This window comes from Neisseria sp. HMSC074B07 (genome assembly GCF_001810355.1).
In the GTDB taxonomy this organism is placed as follows: Bacteria; Pseudomonadota; Gammaproteobacteria; order Burkholderiales; family Neisseriaceae; genus Neisseria.
This window is the reverse complement of sequence record NZ_KV800921.1, coordinates 30,554-42,924: the sequence shown is the minus strand read 5'-3', so window position 1 is coordinate 42,924 and position 12,371 is coordinate 30,554. Positions and strand designations below refer to the sequence as shown.

Here is a 12,371-nt window from a genome sequence, read left to right as displayed (position 1 = left end):
CTTGTCCTGATTTAAATTTAATCCACTATAAATTAAGAAGGATAAGGGTGTGCCACCAATTTCCCGTCGATATATTCGCCGATATAGACTTTCGAAGCATCAAGATGGAGACGGTCAAGTTCCTGTTGCAGCCACTCGTCGTCGCGTTTGATGATTTCCAAGATGTCGTGGTCGATTTGCCCGTCGGTAATCAGGGGGTAGCGCAGGCTTTCGTCGCCGTATTGGATGACGGTGAGCTGACCGTTTTGTTCCATGACGGCGCGTTTGACGGCGGCGATTTCGTAGATGCCGGCGGCACGGAGCTTAAACATCAGGTCGTGTGCGCTGATGCCGTTTTTCATACATTCTTCGGTTTGGATTTCGCCGTTGACGATGACCCAGACGGATTTACCGTCAATGATGGATTTGACCCAGCGGTTGTTGTTTTTGATGAACTTGAGGCTCAATACCAAAAGCGTCCACAGAACCATCACGAGGAAAAACTGTAAAAGCCCGACGCTGTCGCTGTAAATCACGCCGCCGATGATGCCGCCGAGAACATAGTTTTGCACTTGATCCATGGCGGAGGTGGGGGCGAGATTGCCTTTACCTAAGAGGTTGATTTGCAAAACCAAACCTAAAATACCCATAAGGAGTTTGAAGGCAAGGAGGGAGTATGCTTCCATGAGTGTGTCCTGTTATTCTTTGTCGATGAGTTCGATGTTGTTGTTGACCAAATTGATGGGGGTCAGGGTGTAGGCGGAGAAGTCTTGATTGAAATGGACTTCGTAGTATTGGTTTTTGATGCCGACGATCATGCCGTTGTATAGGTGCGTGCTGTTGACGCTGATGTCGCGTTTTTCCACTTTTTGGTTTTCAATCAGGGCATTGAGAAACCCGACCATGCGCGAGGTGTCGGCGGCAAAGTTTTGGCGTTCGCTGTATGAGAGGTATTGGATACCACTGATGAGGATGAGCAGCAGCAGGGCAATGATGCTCAGGTCGCGGTATTTGGTATCCATGCGGTGGCGCAGGTATTGCGACACGGCGAGCAGCAGGACGACGAGCGCGGCGAAAATGAGGACGTATTTCAAGTAGTCGTTGAAATACATATGGTTTTCAAGATAAAAGTGTGTGAAGAATTTCATGATTTCAAATGATTTGAGGAAATAGTGGGGGTCGTCTGAAAACGGTTTTTCAGACGACCTATTATGGTTTGGATGCAGGTTTTGTCCGGAGCCGCATCAGTTGATAAACCCGTCGTCTTTCATTTTCTTTTCGGAAAAATACTGACTGAACACCAGCAAGGCAGCGAGGATGATGACAAACAACCCCGCCATGGTCAGAGTAATTTTGAAGAATAATTCTGCCTCGATAAAAGAAAACCAAAGTTGCAGAATCAGCAGCAACACCCAGCCGACGAACAGCCCGAGACAGGCATAAACGCCTAGCTTAAACACGTTCCCGCTCCAAAATGACGATGTAGGCTTCACGTCTGAAAAATAAGAGCATACGGCGTTGGTCTTTTTCCATGGTTACGACACGCCAACCTTCTGGAGTTTGGCTGTTGAGGAACGCGCTGAATTTGACGGGATTGACTTTGGCTGCGCCGAAAAACAGGCTGGACAGCAGGTTTTCTTGATAAATGACGACTTTGTATTCTTTCATGGGATTCCTTTATAAGGGATCGTCTTTTCAGACGACCCCTTAAGTTGCCAATGATGTAGGGCAACAAACCTTATTTCTTATTGCCCAACTGCGGCAATACCGAACCTTCGCCCAACGACAACAAGCCGCTTTGCGAGTAGATGCCGAGTTTGGCTCGAGTGTCGGTGATGTCGAGGTTGCGCATGGTGAGCTGGCCGATGCGGTCGAGCGGGGTGAATGCGGCATCTTCGACTTTTTCCATGCTCAGGCGTTCCGGTTGGTAGGTCAGGTTGGGCGATTCGGTGTTCAGAATCGAGTAGTCGTTGCCGCGGCGCAATTCAAGGGTTACTTCGCCGGTAATGGCTTTGGCGACCCAGCGTTGGGCGGTTTCGCGCAACATGAGGGCTTGGCTGTCGAACCAGCGGCCTTGGTAGAGCAGGCGGCCGAGGCGCAGGCCGTTGATGCGATATTGTTCGATGGTGTCCTCGTTGTGGATGCCGGTTACTAAACGCTCGTAGGCGATGTGGAACAACGCCATGCCCGGGGCTTCGTAGATGCCGCGTGATTTGGCTTCGATGATGCGGTTTTCGATTTGGTCGCTCATACCCAAGCCGTGGCGGCCGCCGATGCGGTTGGCTTCGAGGAAGAGTTCGACGGGGTCGGCGTATTCTTTGCCGTTCAATGCAACCGGCACGCCTTCTTCAAAGCGTACGCTGACTTCTTCGGGTTTGACTTCGACGTTTTCGTCCCAGAAGGCAACGCCCATGATGGGTTTGACGATTTTGATGCCGCTGTTGAGGAATTCCAAATCTTTGGCTTCATGCGTTGCGCCGAGCATATTGGAATCGGTGGAGTAAGCTTTTTCAACCGACATTTTGTAGTTGAAACCGTTGGCAATCAGAAATTCGCTCATTTCGTGGCGGCCGCCGAGTTCGTCGATAAATTGTTGGTCGAGCCAAGGTTTGTAGATTTTCAGCGCGGGATTGGTCAAGAGACCGTAGCGGTAGAAACGCTCGATGTCGTTGCCTTTGTAGGTACTGCCATCGCCCCAAATGTTGACGTCGTCTTCTTTCATGGCGGAGACGAGCATGGTGCCGGTAACGGCGCGGCCCAGAGGCGTGGTGTTGAAATAGGCGATGCCGCCGGTGGAAACGTGGAACGCGCCGCATTGGATGGCGGCGATGCCTTCGTGTGCCAACTGCGCGCGGCAGTCGATCAGGCGGGCGTTTTCCGCACCGTATTCCATCGCTTTTTTGGGAATGGCGTTGTAGTCTTCTTCGTCTGGCTGACCGAGGTTGGCAGTGTAGGCATAAGGCAGCGCGCCTTTGAGTTTCATCCACAACAGCGCGGCAGAGGTATCAAGACCGCCGGAGAAGGCGATGCCGACTTTTTGACCGATGGGGAGGGATTGCAGGATAGTATTGTTTTGGCTCATGGGGGAATCCTTTGGACTAAAAATAAATGGGCGCAACCGCCCCTTTTCGTAAAATTAGGTTTATTATCTAATAAATATTGCCGACAATCCAGCCGAGTAAACCAAATAGGTCGTCTGAAAACGGATTTCGGTTTTCATGTCAATCTTGATTTAAAAAACAGCATTTTGCATACAGCTCCGACAAGGTCGCCGAGCCGATATCGCCGAAATCCTGCAAGCCCGTGCATTCGGCAATCCGATGACGGATGTAATTGACGGACTCCGGGGGTAAAGCCGGCAGACGGGTAAACGACTGTACTACGGTATATACCGTCAGCGGCGTATCGTACGGCTGCTTAGGGACGAGCGCAATCCGGTAGATATTAATGATTCTGCTTCGTTTCGTATCAGTAAATACCGCCACGCCGCAAAAATCCTCTAAAGGCAGTGTTTGCGTGCCTTCGCGGCTGATTTTGCAAATCCCTTCTTCTGAAAATACGATTTCGCGGCTGCGTTTATAAAAATCACGCCACAGCGACCATGCGGAAAAGGCAAAGAGCGTTAAGCCCAGTGCAATGCGCCGTTCCATCAGTATCAAACCCAAGCCGAAGACGGCAAAGAAGACACTTTCCAAGCGGTCAAGCCAGTTTTTCGGTTGTTTCAAACGATATTCGTGCATGGTTTTCCTTTTGTTTAACCCTTTAGGCGCGTCCGGACATTTTCAGACGACCTCCGAGAAGAAAGATTATGAAAGACCAACAGCATTTGTTCAACCTCATCATCATCGGCGACGAAATCCTGCACGGCAGCCGCCAAGACAAGCATTTCGCCTTTTTCAAATCCCTGCTGGAATCGCGCGGACTGAAGCTCAATCAGGTGCAATACTTGCCCGACGAACCTGATTTATTGATTAAACAACTGCGCCGCAGCTTTTCAGACGACCTGCCAACTTTCGTTACCGGCGGCATCGGTTCTACACCCGACGACCATACCCGCCAAGCTGCCGCCACCTCTTTGGATTTGCCCGTCGTCCGCCATCCCGAAGCCGCCAAGTTCGTCGAAGCCGTTACCCTTAAACGCGGCGAGCCGCTCGACGCCCCCGAACACGCCCAGCGCCTGAAAATGGCGGACTTTCCCGCAGGCGCGGAACTTGTGCCCAACCCGTTCAACAACATCGCCGGATTTTCCATCCGCGAACATTATTTCTTCCCCGGCTTCCCCGTGATGGCGCACCCGATGGCGGAATGGGTTTTGGATACTTATTACGCCGACCGCTTCAACCAAACCGAACGCGGCAGCCGCAGCGTGTATGTGTTCGGACAACCCGAATCGCGCGTCGCGCCGATTATGGAATACGTCGAACGCACCTACCCGGGCGTGCGCTCTTACAGCCTGCCCAGCGTCGGCTGGCAAAATGCGGACGGAACGGCGGTCAAACCGCATATCGAGTTCGGCATCAAGGCGGAAGGCGGTGCATGCCGCGATTTGGACAAAGCATGGGATGAAGTATTGCAGCGTTTGAAAGATGTGGGCGCGGAGTTGAAAGATACGCCTGCCTAAAAGCCGTTTTGTTCTTATTTTGACAAAAGGTCGTCTGAAAAACCTAAAACGGCTTTTCAGACGACCTCGATATCCTGATATCAACTTGCAGACTTTCCTATATTACCGTTCCTCTTGCGCGGCTTGATGCTCTTTTTTGAGGCGCTTTTTCCCTTTTTAGGGAATCATTTTGATAGAAGCACGTTTTTTGACCTTTATCATTTAGACTAAAAAATCTTATTTATTTTTGCAATCCACTCGATTACATTACCGTTTAATGCAATCTATTACATTAACTAACATATATATTGTATAAATATACATTATTCGTCTATCGAAAATTCCATTTCGATTAATAATACTCTTTATCACTTTGTGTGCAATATATGACGGAATTTGACTTTATCAGACAATATTTGCAAAAACAGAAAAGCAGCGGTTTAATTTTGGGAATTGGCGACGATGCCGCGATTATCCGCCCAAGTCACGGATTTGATTTATGTTTTAGCGCGGACATGCTGTTAAAAGACAGACATTTTTTTTCTGACACCGCTCCGGAAGATTTGGCATGGAAAATGCTTGCTGTCAATATATCCGATATGGCCGCGATGGGTGCAACCCCGAAATGGGTGTTATTAAGTGCCGGATTGCCCGAATTGGACGAAAATTGGCTGAAACGTTTTTGTGACAGCTTTTTCAGTTTGGCGCAGCGTTTCGGCATTACCCTAATCGGTGGCGACACGACCAAAGGCGATTTGGTATTCAACGTCACCATTATCGGCGAGCTTCCGCAAGGACAAGCCCTACGGCGCGATGCCGCGAAAGACGGCGACGATATTTGGGTATCGGGACAAATCGGATCAGCAGCAGCCGCTTTAAACTGCCGCCTGAACACACACACACTACCACCCGATTTGTTCGACCGCTGCCATGACAGGCTGCTCCGTCCGGAGCCTAGAGTGGGATTGGGACAGGCGCTTCTGCCCATTGCCCATGCCGCTCAAGATATTTCGGACGGTCTGGCACAAGACCTCGGTCACATTTTGACCGCGTCATCGGTCGGAGCGGAAATTTCGGCAAATGCGCTGCCGGTTTTAGAAGAATTGAAAAACGTCTTACCGCACGAAAGCTGGCTCTCCTGCGCACTGGCAGGCGGCGATGATTACGAACTGGTTTTCACCGCCCCCGAATGCCGGCGCAGCGAGATTCAGAAAGCAGCCGAACAATGCAGCGTAGCAGTAACGCCCATCGGGAAAATAAATAATACAGGTCGTCTGAAAATAATAGATTCCAATGGCGGCGAATTAAAACTGACTTCATTAGGATTTGATCACTTTGGCTGAATTTAAACCTACTTTCGACTGGTTGAAGCAGCGCCCGTTATGCCTTCTGGCATTCGGATTCGGCAGCGGTCTCGCGCCTGTCGCGCCCGGCACATTCGGAACGATGGCTGCCCTGCCGATAGCATTTCTCTTGGTTTTAATCGGTATCGACGGCTGGATTCTGGCTTTTTTGTGTGTCGCCCTGTTTATGTGGGGCATCCGCATCTGCAACCACACCGAAAAAGCACTCGGCATCCAAGACTACGGCGGTATCGTTTGGGACGAAATGGTAGCGATGCTTCTGATTCTGGCTTTTGCGCCGTTTAAATGGAATTGGTGGCTGGCGGCATTTATTCTGTTCCGCCTGTTTGATTCCATCAAACCTTGGCCGATCAAATGGTTTGACCGGCATGTGCACGGCGGATTCGGCATCATGCTGGACGACATCATCGCCGCCATCATGACCTTGATAGTTTTAGGCATTGCTGCCTGGATTATCTGATTTTTTCAACACACTTATTCGAAGCCATAAGACTTCAAACGCATCGAAAAAAATCGGTGCAAACAAAAAACACTATTACGGGACAACAAAAATGAACGAAATCGAAATCAATGTTCAACCACGCTACGTTGCGGGTCAAAGCGATGTTTATCGCGACCGCTATGCCTTCAACTATGTGATTACCATCTGCAACCGCAGCAACGATGTCATCACGCTGCGCCAGCGTTTCTGGGAAATCACCGACGGACACGGAGCGACCGAACCGGTAGGCCATTCCGGTCTAATTGAAGAACAGCCGGTTCTCTATCCGGGCGAGGCGTATGAATACAACAGCGGCTCCCAACTCTGCACCCCATGGGGCAGCATCGAAGGCGCATACGAGTTTGAAGACAGCATCGGCGAACGCTTTATCGTCGGCGTGCCGAAGCTGGAATTCAAAGCAGGCTTCACCCTGCAATAAACACCGAGCAAAAACAATACAGATCGGGAAAACCAAAGGTCGTCTGAAAGATTAAGGGGCTTTCAGACGACCTTTTTTTATAGTGGCTTAACTTTAAACCAGTACGGCGTTGCCTCCGCCTTGTCCTGATTTAAAGTTAATCCACTATACCGAAGCAATGCCGCGTCGAGTCTTATTGGAAACGCCCCCGCTTCACCTGCATCTGCCCCTTGCCCAACTGCGCCGCCAAGCCGTGATTGCGCAAAGCGTGTGTCAGTGCGATGGCGAGTCCGTCGGCGGCGTCCGATTGCGGCGTACCCGACAGCGACAGCATCTGCACCACCATATGCTGCACCTGCTCTTTCGCCGCCTTGCCTTTCCCGACCACCGCCTGCTTGACCTGCAAAGCCGTATATTCAAACACAGGCAAGTTTTCCATCACCAACACCGCCAATGCCGCCCCGCGCGCCTGTCCCAGCATCAGCGTAGCCGCCGGATTCACATTGACAAACACCTGCTCCACCGCCGCCTGATGCGGGCGGTATTGCTGCACAATCTCCTTGATATGCCGCGCAATCACGGCGATACGCTCCGCCAACGGCGCATTCGGCGGCGTTTTGATACAGCCTGAAGCCACATAAAAATGTTCCCTGCCGCATACGTCGATCACGCCGAAACCGGTCACCCGACTGCCGGGGTCTATCCCCAAAATGCGGACGCTTTTTTGCACAGTCATCTCAGTCTCTTGTTCCCATATCGTCAATCTACCTCCCGCCTCCTCCAGCATAAAAGGTCGTCTGAAAACCGATTTTCATGCTTTCAGACGACCTTTGCCTTCTTTTTACGCCTTATTTTTTAAACATGTTTTTAATGATGCCCATCACGCTGCGGGAAATGGCGTTGGTTACTTGGCGGTTGATTTGGCTGCCGATGGCATCGGCGACGTTGTAGCCCAAGCCCTGTCCTGACTTTTTGCGTCCGCCGCTCAAGCCGCCGAGCAGTCCGCCGAGTATGCCGGGATCGGCATTGGCGGCTTCTTTTTCAGCGGCCTTTTGCGCTTTTTCCTGCTCTTTTGCCGCCGCTGCCGCCTCTTTCTCCGCCGCAGCCTGGCTGTCGGCTTCGGCTAAGGCTTCAAAGGCGGAATAATTGTCCACCATGTCTTTATAGGTCGGATACAAATCATCGTTTTGGAACAAGCGGTTGCGCTCTTCTGCGGCAAGCGGGGTCAAGGACGATTGCGGCGGCAGGACGAGCGCGCGTTCTACCGGCTCGGGCATACCTTTTTCATCGAGGAAGGAAACGAGTGCTTCACCGACGCCCAGTTCCGCAATCGCTTCGGCAACTTTGATATTCGGGTTGCTGCGGAAGGTTTCGGCAGCGGCCTTAACCGCTTTTTGGTCGCGCGGCGTGAAGGCACGCAGGGCGTGTTGCACGCGGTTGCCGAGCTGTCCGAGGATGGTGTCGGGCAAATCGAGCGGGTTTTGGGTCACGAAATACACGCCCACGCCTTTGGAACGGATCAGGCGCACGACTTGCTCGACCTGTTCCACCAGCGCATTGGCGGCGTTGTCGAACATCAAATGCGCTTCGTCGAAGAACATCACGAATTTCGGCTTGTCCAAATCGCCGACTTCGGGCAGGGTTTCAAACAATTCCGCCAACATCCACAGCAAAAACGCGCTGTACATACGCGGCGAGCGCATCAGTTTTTCCGAATTGAGGATATTGATGACACCTTTGCCGTTGTCGGTCTGCATCCAATCTTGCAAGTTGAGCGACGGCTCGCCGAAGAATTTTTCCGCGCCTTCGTTCTCCAGCGTCAAAAGCTGCCGCTGAATCGCGCCGATACTGGCGGCGGAGACGTTGCCGTATTGCGTGCGGTATTCCGAAGCGTGGTCGGAAACGTGTTTCAGCATGCTGCGCAAGTCTTTCAAATCCAGAATGTGCCAGCCTTTGTCGTCAGCAACTTTAAACACGAGGTTCAACAAGCCTTCCTGCGTGTCGTTCAGATTCATCAAACGCGCCAGCAGCAGCGGGCCCATTTCCGAAACGGTTACGCGCACCGGAATGCCGGTTTCGCCGTAAACATCCCAAAAGCGCACGGGGAAACTTTGCAGCCATTGCTCGCCCAAGCCAAACTCGGCAATGCGTTCGCCCACCTTGCCGCTGGCGGCACCCGCTTGCGCGATGCCCGACAAATCGCCTTTGACGTCAACCAAAAATACGGGAACGCCCTCGCTGCTGAAGGCTTCCGCCATACGGCGCAGGGTTACGGTTTTACCCGTACCGGTCGCACCGGCGATCAAGCCGTGGCGGTTCGCCATTTTGCCTTGGATTTCAAGTGTCTTATCGCCCGCGCGCGCGATGGGGAATGACGGATCCGCCACCACCCGCGCCCGAACCTGATGTGTCTTATCGCCCGCGCGCGCGATGGGGAATGTCGTCATGAAGGTTTCCTTTGATTGGATGGTTTATATCGATATAGGAACGGCGCGCCCAAATATCGGCGCAAACCGTCTGCCAAACTGCCGTCATTCTACCGTTTTGCAGGGGATGGCTTCAACCCGCAGTAAACCGACGCCCTCCCCCAACCCATCGCGGACAAAGCCCACGCTACACAACGCTACTTCGCCCGCCCATTGCCATACATCAAAAGGTCGTCTGAAAAAAACCGTTTCCCAAGTTTCAGACGACCCCGCCGCCGCGAAAAGCGTATACTTTCCCTATCGCAACCAAGGAGCCGAATCATGAAAATCCTGCCCGTCCTGACCGCCGCGCTGCTCTTGTGTTCCTGCGCCGCCGACCGTGAAACCGAAGCCCTGAAAAACAGCCTGTCCGAAGCGCAAACCGCCGTGCGCCTTTCCGCCGAAAACACCAAGCGGCTGGAAGACACCTATTCCGACATCTACTTCCACCTCGACAGCCTGACCGTCGAAAGCTTCAAAAAACGCGTCGCCAACGGAGACACCGTTTACGCCTACATCGGCCGCCCAAGCTGCGGCGACTGCAACGCCTTCGAACCCATGTTCAAACGCTACATCGCCAGCCGCAACCTGAACGGCAAAATCTACTTCGTCAACGTCCACCTCCTGCACCAGGACAAAGAAGCATGGACCGCGTTCCGCCAACAATACAAACTCGGCGGCACGCCTGTCTTAGCGAAATACAGCAAAGGCAAACAGGTCAACAAGCTTGATTTGGAAGAAAACGGCGGCAAAATCAGCGCCGAAGACTTGGAGAAATGGCTGGACGCAAACGGCTTGCGGTAAACCGCCCGTTTGGGATTGCACCGTTTGAGGGTTAGAGATTTTGCGGAGCGATGAAGAGAGGTCGTCTGAAACCAAATTTTCAGTTTCAGATGACCTTTTACCGTATCAGCAACCTGTCCCTTCCCCCGTCCGGCGGGGGAAGGTTAGGATGGGGGTGGCTTCTGAGGTTTAGGCAAAATCAAATTCGTGCAACCCATAGGGCCACCCTCTCCCAAGCCCTCTCCCGCTGGACGGGAGAGGGGGCAGGCTGCATGTCGTGGTATAGATTCTTGTCCGGTTACCGTCATTCCCGCGCAGGCGGGAATCTACTTTTAAATCTCGGCAACTGTTTTTCAAATATCTGTTTCTTAGAGTTTGCGATGGATTCCCGCCTGCGCGGGAATGACGGCGGAGGGGTGTTTGGTATGGTCTGTTCGTAAGAAGAGGTCGTCTGAAAAGAGAATTTCGGTTTCAGACGACCTTTAGGGATAAACCATGATTAGAGTTAGGTTTCATCCTCCTGAATAGGAAATACTATTAGCATCCCTTTTTCATTATAGATCCACATCTTTGTTTCATCACAAAATCGTTGCATTACTTTCTTCTGCTCATCCTTTGTCAGTTCTTCCCACTTAGAATCGTTTTCTTTTTTCCAATCGGGATAAATTTTTTTACTAAAATCATGCACGGTTATTTTAACAAAACTCAAATTAACATTGCTGTAAAATAGTCTCTTCCATTCAAAAAAGGATTGCCTCAAATCAGCATATGCCATATCAGCATTTTGCCAATTCGATGGTGATAAGAAACTATTTTGGAAATTGGCATAATTTAATTGAGCATTTTGTAAATTAACTGAGACTAATTGAGCATTTTGTAAATTTGCACCAAATAATTGAACATTTTGCATGTTAGCTTCAAGGAGTTGGACGTTTTGTAACTTGGCCATAGCTAATTGACTATTTTGGAGATTAGCCAATTGCAAGTCAGCTCCTCGAAAATCCACCCCAGACAAATCTAAACCTGACAAATCCCTAGTACTTTCATTTATTCCATTCAAATTAAATGCTATCCCAGCCAAACAAATATTGGGTAACATTTCGGGGAAATCGCGTAGATTTAGTTTTGTATTTTCCTGATTTAAGCTTAACAACATACGAGTTAAAGCTATTCCCATAGGGCTTCCTGCTTTTTGCCACAATTCAACCCTAATTTCTGATTTTTCTATCTCAGATAGGTTTTCTCTTTCCAATTTCTTCAAACTATCTTGCAGCATTGTCTGCCAAGCGGACTTCAACAGATTAAATGCAGGCAGGCGGAAACTTTCTCCATAATCGCCTCGAAAAAATGGTAACAGGTTATAGATAGCAGAAATCTGCAAAGCGACCGCGCCGTCCCGTTTACTGAAGGTATCAAAATGGGCAGTATCCGGTTTTTTGGCATATTCTTCAGATTGCTCCGTCGTTTGTTCTATAATTTCTGCCCCGTCTTTTGAGCTGCTTTTCTGCGTGGTTTTACTGACGGTTTTTATTTCCGGCAAATGTGCACCACTAACCCATTCGGAAAGTTTTTGAAATTCTTTCAGATTAATGTCTTTGCGCTGGTTCTCGATTTGCTGTCTATTGTTTTCGTCGCGGAAATGCCAAATGACGAAAGCGACTGGTGCAGAAACAATCAGAATAATGAAATTCCAAAAACCCGCAGATAAAGTGTCTATCGAATCCTTAGAATAAAATTCAAACCAATTAAATAAAATATCAAAAATAACGATGGAAAATGTCCCGGCACAAAAGACTTTTAATACATTGCTCCATTTTTTACCAAAAAGTACCCAGCATAAAATAATCAGAGCAACTAGGATGCTTATAATTGCCCACTTATGGTCAATAACAAAAGCTACATTTCCCATTCTGTATTTCCTTATTAATCATCATTGGAGTTGCTATCAACAGCAGCCCGAATTTTATAGTATTGCGTGGAGGCAAAAAAGGAGAAGGTCGTCTGAAACTGAGTTTACGGTTTCAGACGACCTTTTGTCGCAGCAGCAACCTTGTTCCTTCCCCCGTCCGGCGGGGGAAGGTTAGGATGGGGGTGGCTTTGTGGTTTTAAGCAAAAGTAAATTCGTGCAGCCCGTAGAGCCACCCTCTCCCCAGCCCTCTCCCGCCAGACGGGAGAGGGGGCAGGCTGCATGTAGCGGCATAGATTTCTATTTCAGACGACCTCTTGCCGTGTCAGTAACCTTGTCCCTCCCCCGTCCGGCGGGGGAAGGTTAGGATGGGGG

15 protein-coding genes are annotated in these 12,371 nt (G+C 50.4%); 6 read left to right on the top strand and 9 right to left on the bottom strand.

The window, feature by feature from the left end:
* Positions 1-32: 32 nt before the first annotated feature.
* The 6 genes from HMPREF2726_RS03875 to HMPREF2726_RS03850 form a co-directional block, all read right to left on the bottom strand.
* Positions 33-665, bottom strand: coding sequence for a DUF421 domain-containing protein (locus HMPREF2726_RS03875; RefSeq protein ID WP_070602255.1), 633 nt, complete (start codon positions 663-665; stop codon positions 33-35).
* A 12-nt stretch (positions 666-677) separates the two neighbouring features.
* Positions 678-1,127 (bottom strand): DUF3290 family protein, encoded by a 450-nt coding sequence (locus HMPREF2726_RS03870; RefSeq protein ID WP_045072149.1) that lies wholly within the window; start codon positions 1,125-1,127, stop codon positions 678-680.
* Positions 1,128-1,223: 96 nt separating this feature from the next.
* Positions 1,224-1,439, bottom strand: a complete 216-nt coding sequence (locus HMPREF2726_RS03865) for a hypothetical protein (RefSeq protein ID WP_045072146.1) — start codon at positions 1,437-1,439, stop codon at positions 1,224-1,226.
* The gene (locus HMPREF2726_RS03860; RefSeq protein WP_070602254.1) at positions 1,432-1,647 is read right to left on the bottom strand and encodes a DUF4177 domain-containing protein; all 216 of its coding nucleotides are present in this window, start codon (positions 1,645-1,647) and stop codon (positions 1,432-1,434) included. Before HMPREF2726_RS03860 ends, HMPREF2726_RS03865 begins: the two co-directional genes overlap by 8 nt.
* Before the next feature lie 70 nt (positions 1,648-1,717).
* Positions 1,718-3,061, bottom strand: coding sequence for an argininosuccinate synthase (gene argG / locus HMPREF2726_RS03855; RefSeq protein WP_070602251.1), 1,344 nt, complete (start codon positions 3,059-3,061; stop codon positions 1,718-1,720).
* 139 nt (positions 3,062-3,200) lie between these two features.
* Positions 3,201-3,719 (bottom strand): hypothetical protein, encoded by a 519-nt coding sequence (locus HMPREF2726_RS03850; protein WP_070602249.1) that lies wholly within the window; start codon positions 3,717-3,719, stop codon positions 3,201-3,203.
* Between the two features lie 68 nt (positions 3,720-3,787).
* On the opposite strand from HMPREF2726_RS03850, the gene HMPREF2726_RS03845 reads away from it, so the two are divergent.
* The 4 genes from HMPREF2726_RS03845 (at position 3,788) to apaG (ending at position 6,863) form a co-directional block, all read left to right on the top strand.
* Positions 3,788-4,600, top strand: coding sequence for a competence/damage-inducible protein A (locus tag HMPREF2726_RS03845; RefSeq protein WP_070602247.1), 813 nt, complete (start codon positions 3,788-3,790; stop codon positions 4,598-4,600).
* A gap of 365 nt (positions 4,601-4,965) precedes the next feature.
* The gene (gene thiL, locus HMPREF2726_RS03840) at positions 4,966-5,922 is read left to right on the top strand and encodes a thiamine-phosphate kinase (RefSeq protein ID WP_070602244.1); all 957 of its coding nucleotides are present in this window, start codon (positions 4,966-4,968) and stop codon (positions 5,920-5,922) included.
* A complete protein-coding gene (locus HMPREF2726_RS03835; RefSeq protein WP_003759387.1) occupies positions 5,915-6,403 on the top strand; it encodes a phosphatidylglycerophosphatase A family protein in 489 nt (162 codons plus the stop codon). Before thiL ends, HMPREF2726_RS03835 begins: the two co-directional genes overlap by 8 nt.
* A 91-nt stretch (positions 6,404-6,494) precedes the next feature.
* Complete coding sequence (gene apaG, locus HMPREF2726_RS03830; protein WP_003759386.1) at positions 6,495-6,863, top strand: Co2+/Mg2+ efflux protein ApaG; 369 nt, start codon at positions 6,495-6,497, stop codon at positions 6,861-6,863.
* A 172-nt stretch (positions 6,864-7,035) separates the two neighbouring features.
* On the opposite strand, the gene ruvC is transcribed toward apaG, so the two are convergent.
* Together ruvC and HMPREF2726_RS03820 are read right to left on the bottom strand one after the other, a co-directional pair.
* Positions 7,036-7,578 carry a crossover junction endodeoxyribonuclease RuvC gene (ruvC, locus tag HMPREF2726_RS03825; RefSeq protein ID WP_070602242.1) on the bottom strand — a complete coding sequence of 181 codons (543 nt, stop codon included), beginning with the start codon at positions 7,576-7,578 and terminating at the stop codon, positions 7,036-7,038.
* Between the two features lie 112 nt (positions 7,579-7,690).
* Positions 7,691-9,289: a helicase HerA-like domain-containing protein gene (locus HMPREF2726_RS03820; protein ID WP_283118699.1), complete on the bottom strand. Its 1,599-nt coding sequence runs from the start codon at positions 9,287-9,289 to the stop codon at positions 7,691-7,693.
* Here HMPREF2726_RS03820 and HMPREF2726_RS13680 point away from each other — a divergent pair.
* Both HMPREF2726_RS13680 and HMPREF2726_RS03815 read left to right on the top strand, forming a co-directional pair.
* Positions 9,288-9,593: a hypothetical protein gene (locus tag HMPREF2726_RS13680; RefSeq protein ID WP_148132467.1), complete on the top strand. Its 306-nt coding sequence runs from the start codon at positions 9,288-9,290 to the stop codon at positions 9,591-9,593. The genes HMPREF2726_RS03820 and HMPREF2726_RS13680 overlap by 2 nt on opposite strands.
* The gene (locus HMPREF2726_RS03815; RefSeq protein WP_070602240.1) at positions 9,590-10,111 is read left to right on the top strand and encodes a thioredoxin family protein; all 522 of its coding nucleotides are present in this window, start codon (positions 9,590-9,592) and stop codon (positions 10,109-10,111) included. The genes HMPREF2726_RS13680 and HMPREF2726_RS03815 overlap by 4 nt, the downstream gene beginning before the upstream one ends.
* A 484-nt stretch (positions 10,112-10,595) precedes the next feature.
* On the opposite strand, the gene HMPREF2726_RS03810 is transcribed toward HMPREF2726_RS03815, so the two are convergent.
* Complete coding sequence (locus HMPREF2726_RS03810) at positions 10,596-11,999, bottom strand: pentapeptide repeat-containing protein (RefSeq protein ID WP_070602238.1); 1,404 nt, start codon at positions 11,997-11,999, stop codon at positions 10,596-10,598.
* Positions 12,000-12,371: the final 372 nt, after the last annotated feature.

Excerpts from the sequence above, each read along its gene's own strand:
- HMPREF2726_RS03875 (WP_070602255.1), bottom strand. The coding sequence starts at position 665 with ATGGAAGCATACTCCCTCCTTGCCTTCAAACTCCTTATGGGTATTTTA.
- HMPREF2726_RS03870 (WP_045072149.1), bottom strand. The coding sequence starts at position 1,127 with ATGAAATTCTTCACACACTTTTATCTTGAAAACCATATGTATTTCAAC.
- HMPREF2726_RS03860 (WP_070602254.1), bottom strand. The coding sequence starts at position 1,647 with ATGAAAGAATACAAAGTCGTCATTTATCAAGAAAACCTGCTGTCCAGC.
- argG (WP_070602251.1), bottom strand. The coding sequence starts at position 3,061 with ATGAGCCAAAACAATACTATCCTGCAATCCCTCCCCATCGGTCAAAAA.
- HMPREF2726_RS03850 (WP_070602249.1), bottom strand. The coding sequence starts at position 3,719 with ATGCACGAATATCGTTTGAAACAACCGAAAAACTGGCTTGACCGCTTG.
- HMPREF2726_RS03845 (WP_070602247.1), top strand. The coding sequence starts at position 3,788 with ATGAAAGACCAACAGCATTTGTTCAACCTCATCATCATCGGCGACGAA.
- thiL (WP_070602244.1), top strand. The coding sequence starts at position 4,966 with ATGACGGAATTTGACTTTATCAGACAATATTTGCAAAAACAGAAAAGC.
- apaG (WP_003759386.1), top strand. The coding sequence starts at position 6,495 with ATGAACGAAATCGAAATCAATGTTCAACCACGCTACGTTGCGGGTCAA.
- ruvC (WP_070602242.1), bottom strand. The coding sequence starts at position 7,578 with ATGACTGTGCAAAAAAGCGTCCGCATTTTGGGGATAGACCCCGGCAGT.
- HMPREF2726_RS13680 (WP_148132467.1), top strand. The coding sequence starts at position 9,288 with ATGAAGGTTTCCTTTGATTGGATGGTTTATATCGATATAGGAACGGCG.
- HMPREF2726_RS03820 (WP_283118699.1), bottom strand. The coding sequence starts at position 9,289 with ATGACGACATTCCCCATCGCGCGCGCGGGCGATAAGACACATCAGGTT.
- HMPREF2726_RS03815 (WP_070602240.1), top strand. The coding sequence starts at position 9,590 with ATGAAAATCCTGCCCGTCCTGACCGCCGCGCTGCTCTTGTGTTCCTGC.
- HMPREF2726_RS03810 (WP_070602238.1), bottom strand. The coding sequence starts at position 11,999 with ATGGGAAATGTAGCTTTTGTTATTGACCATAAGTGGGCAATTATAAGC.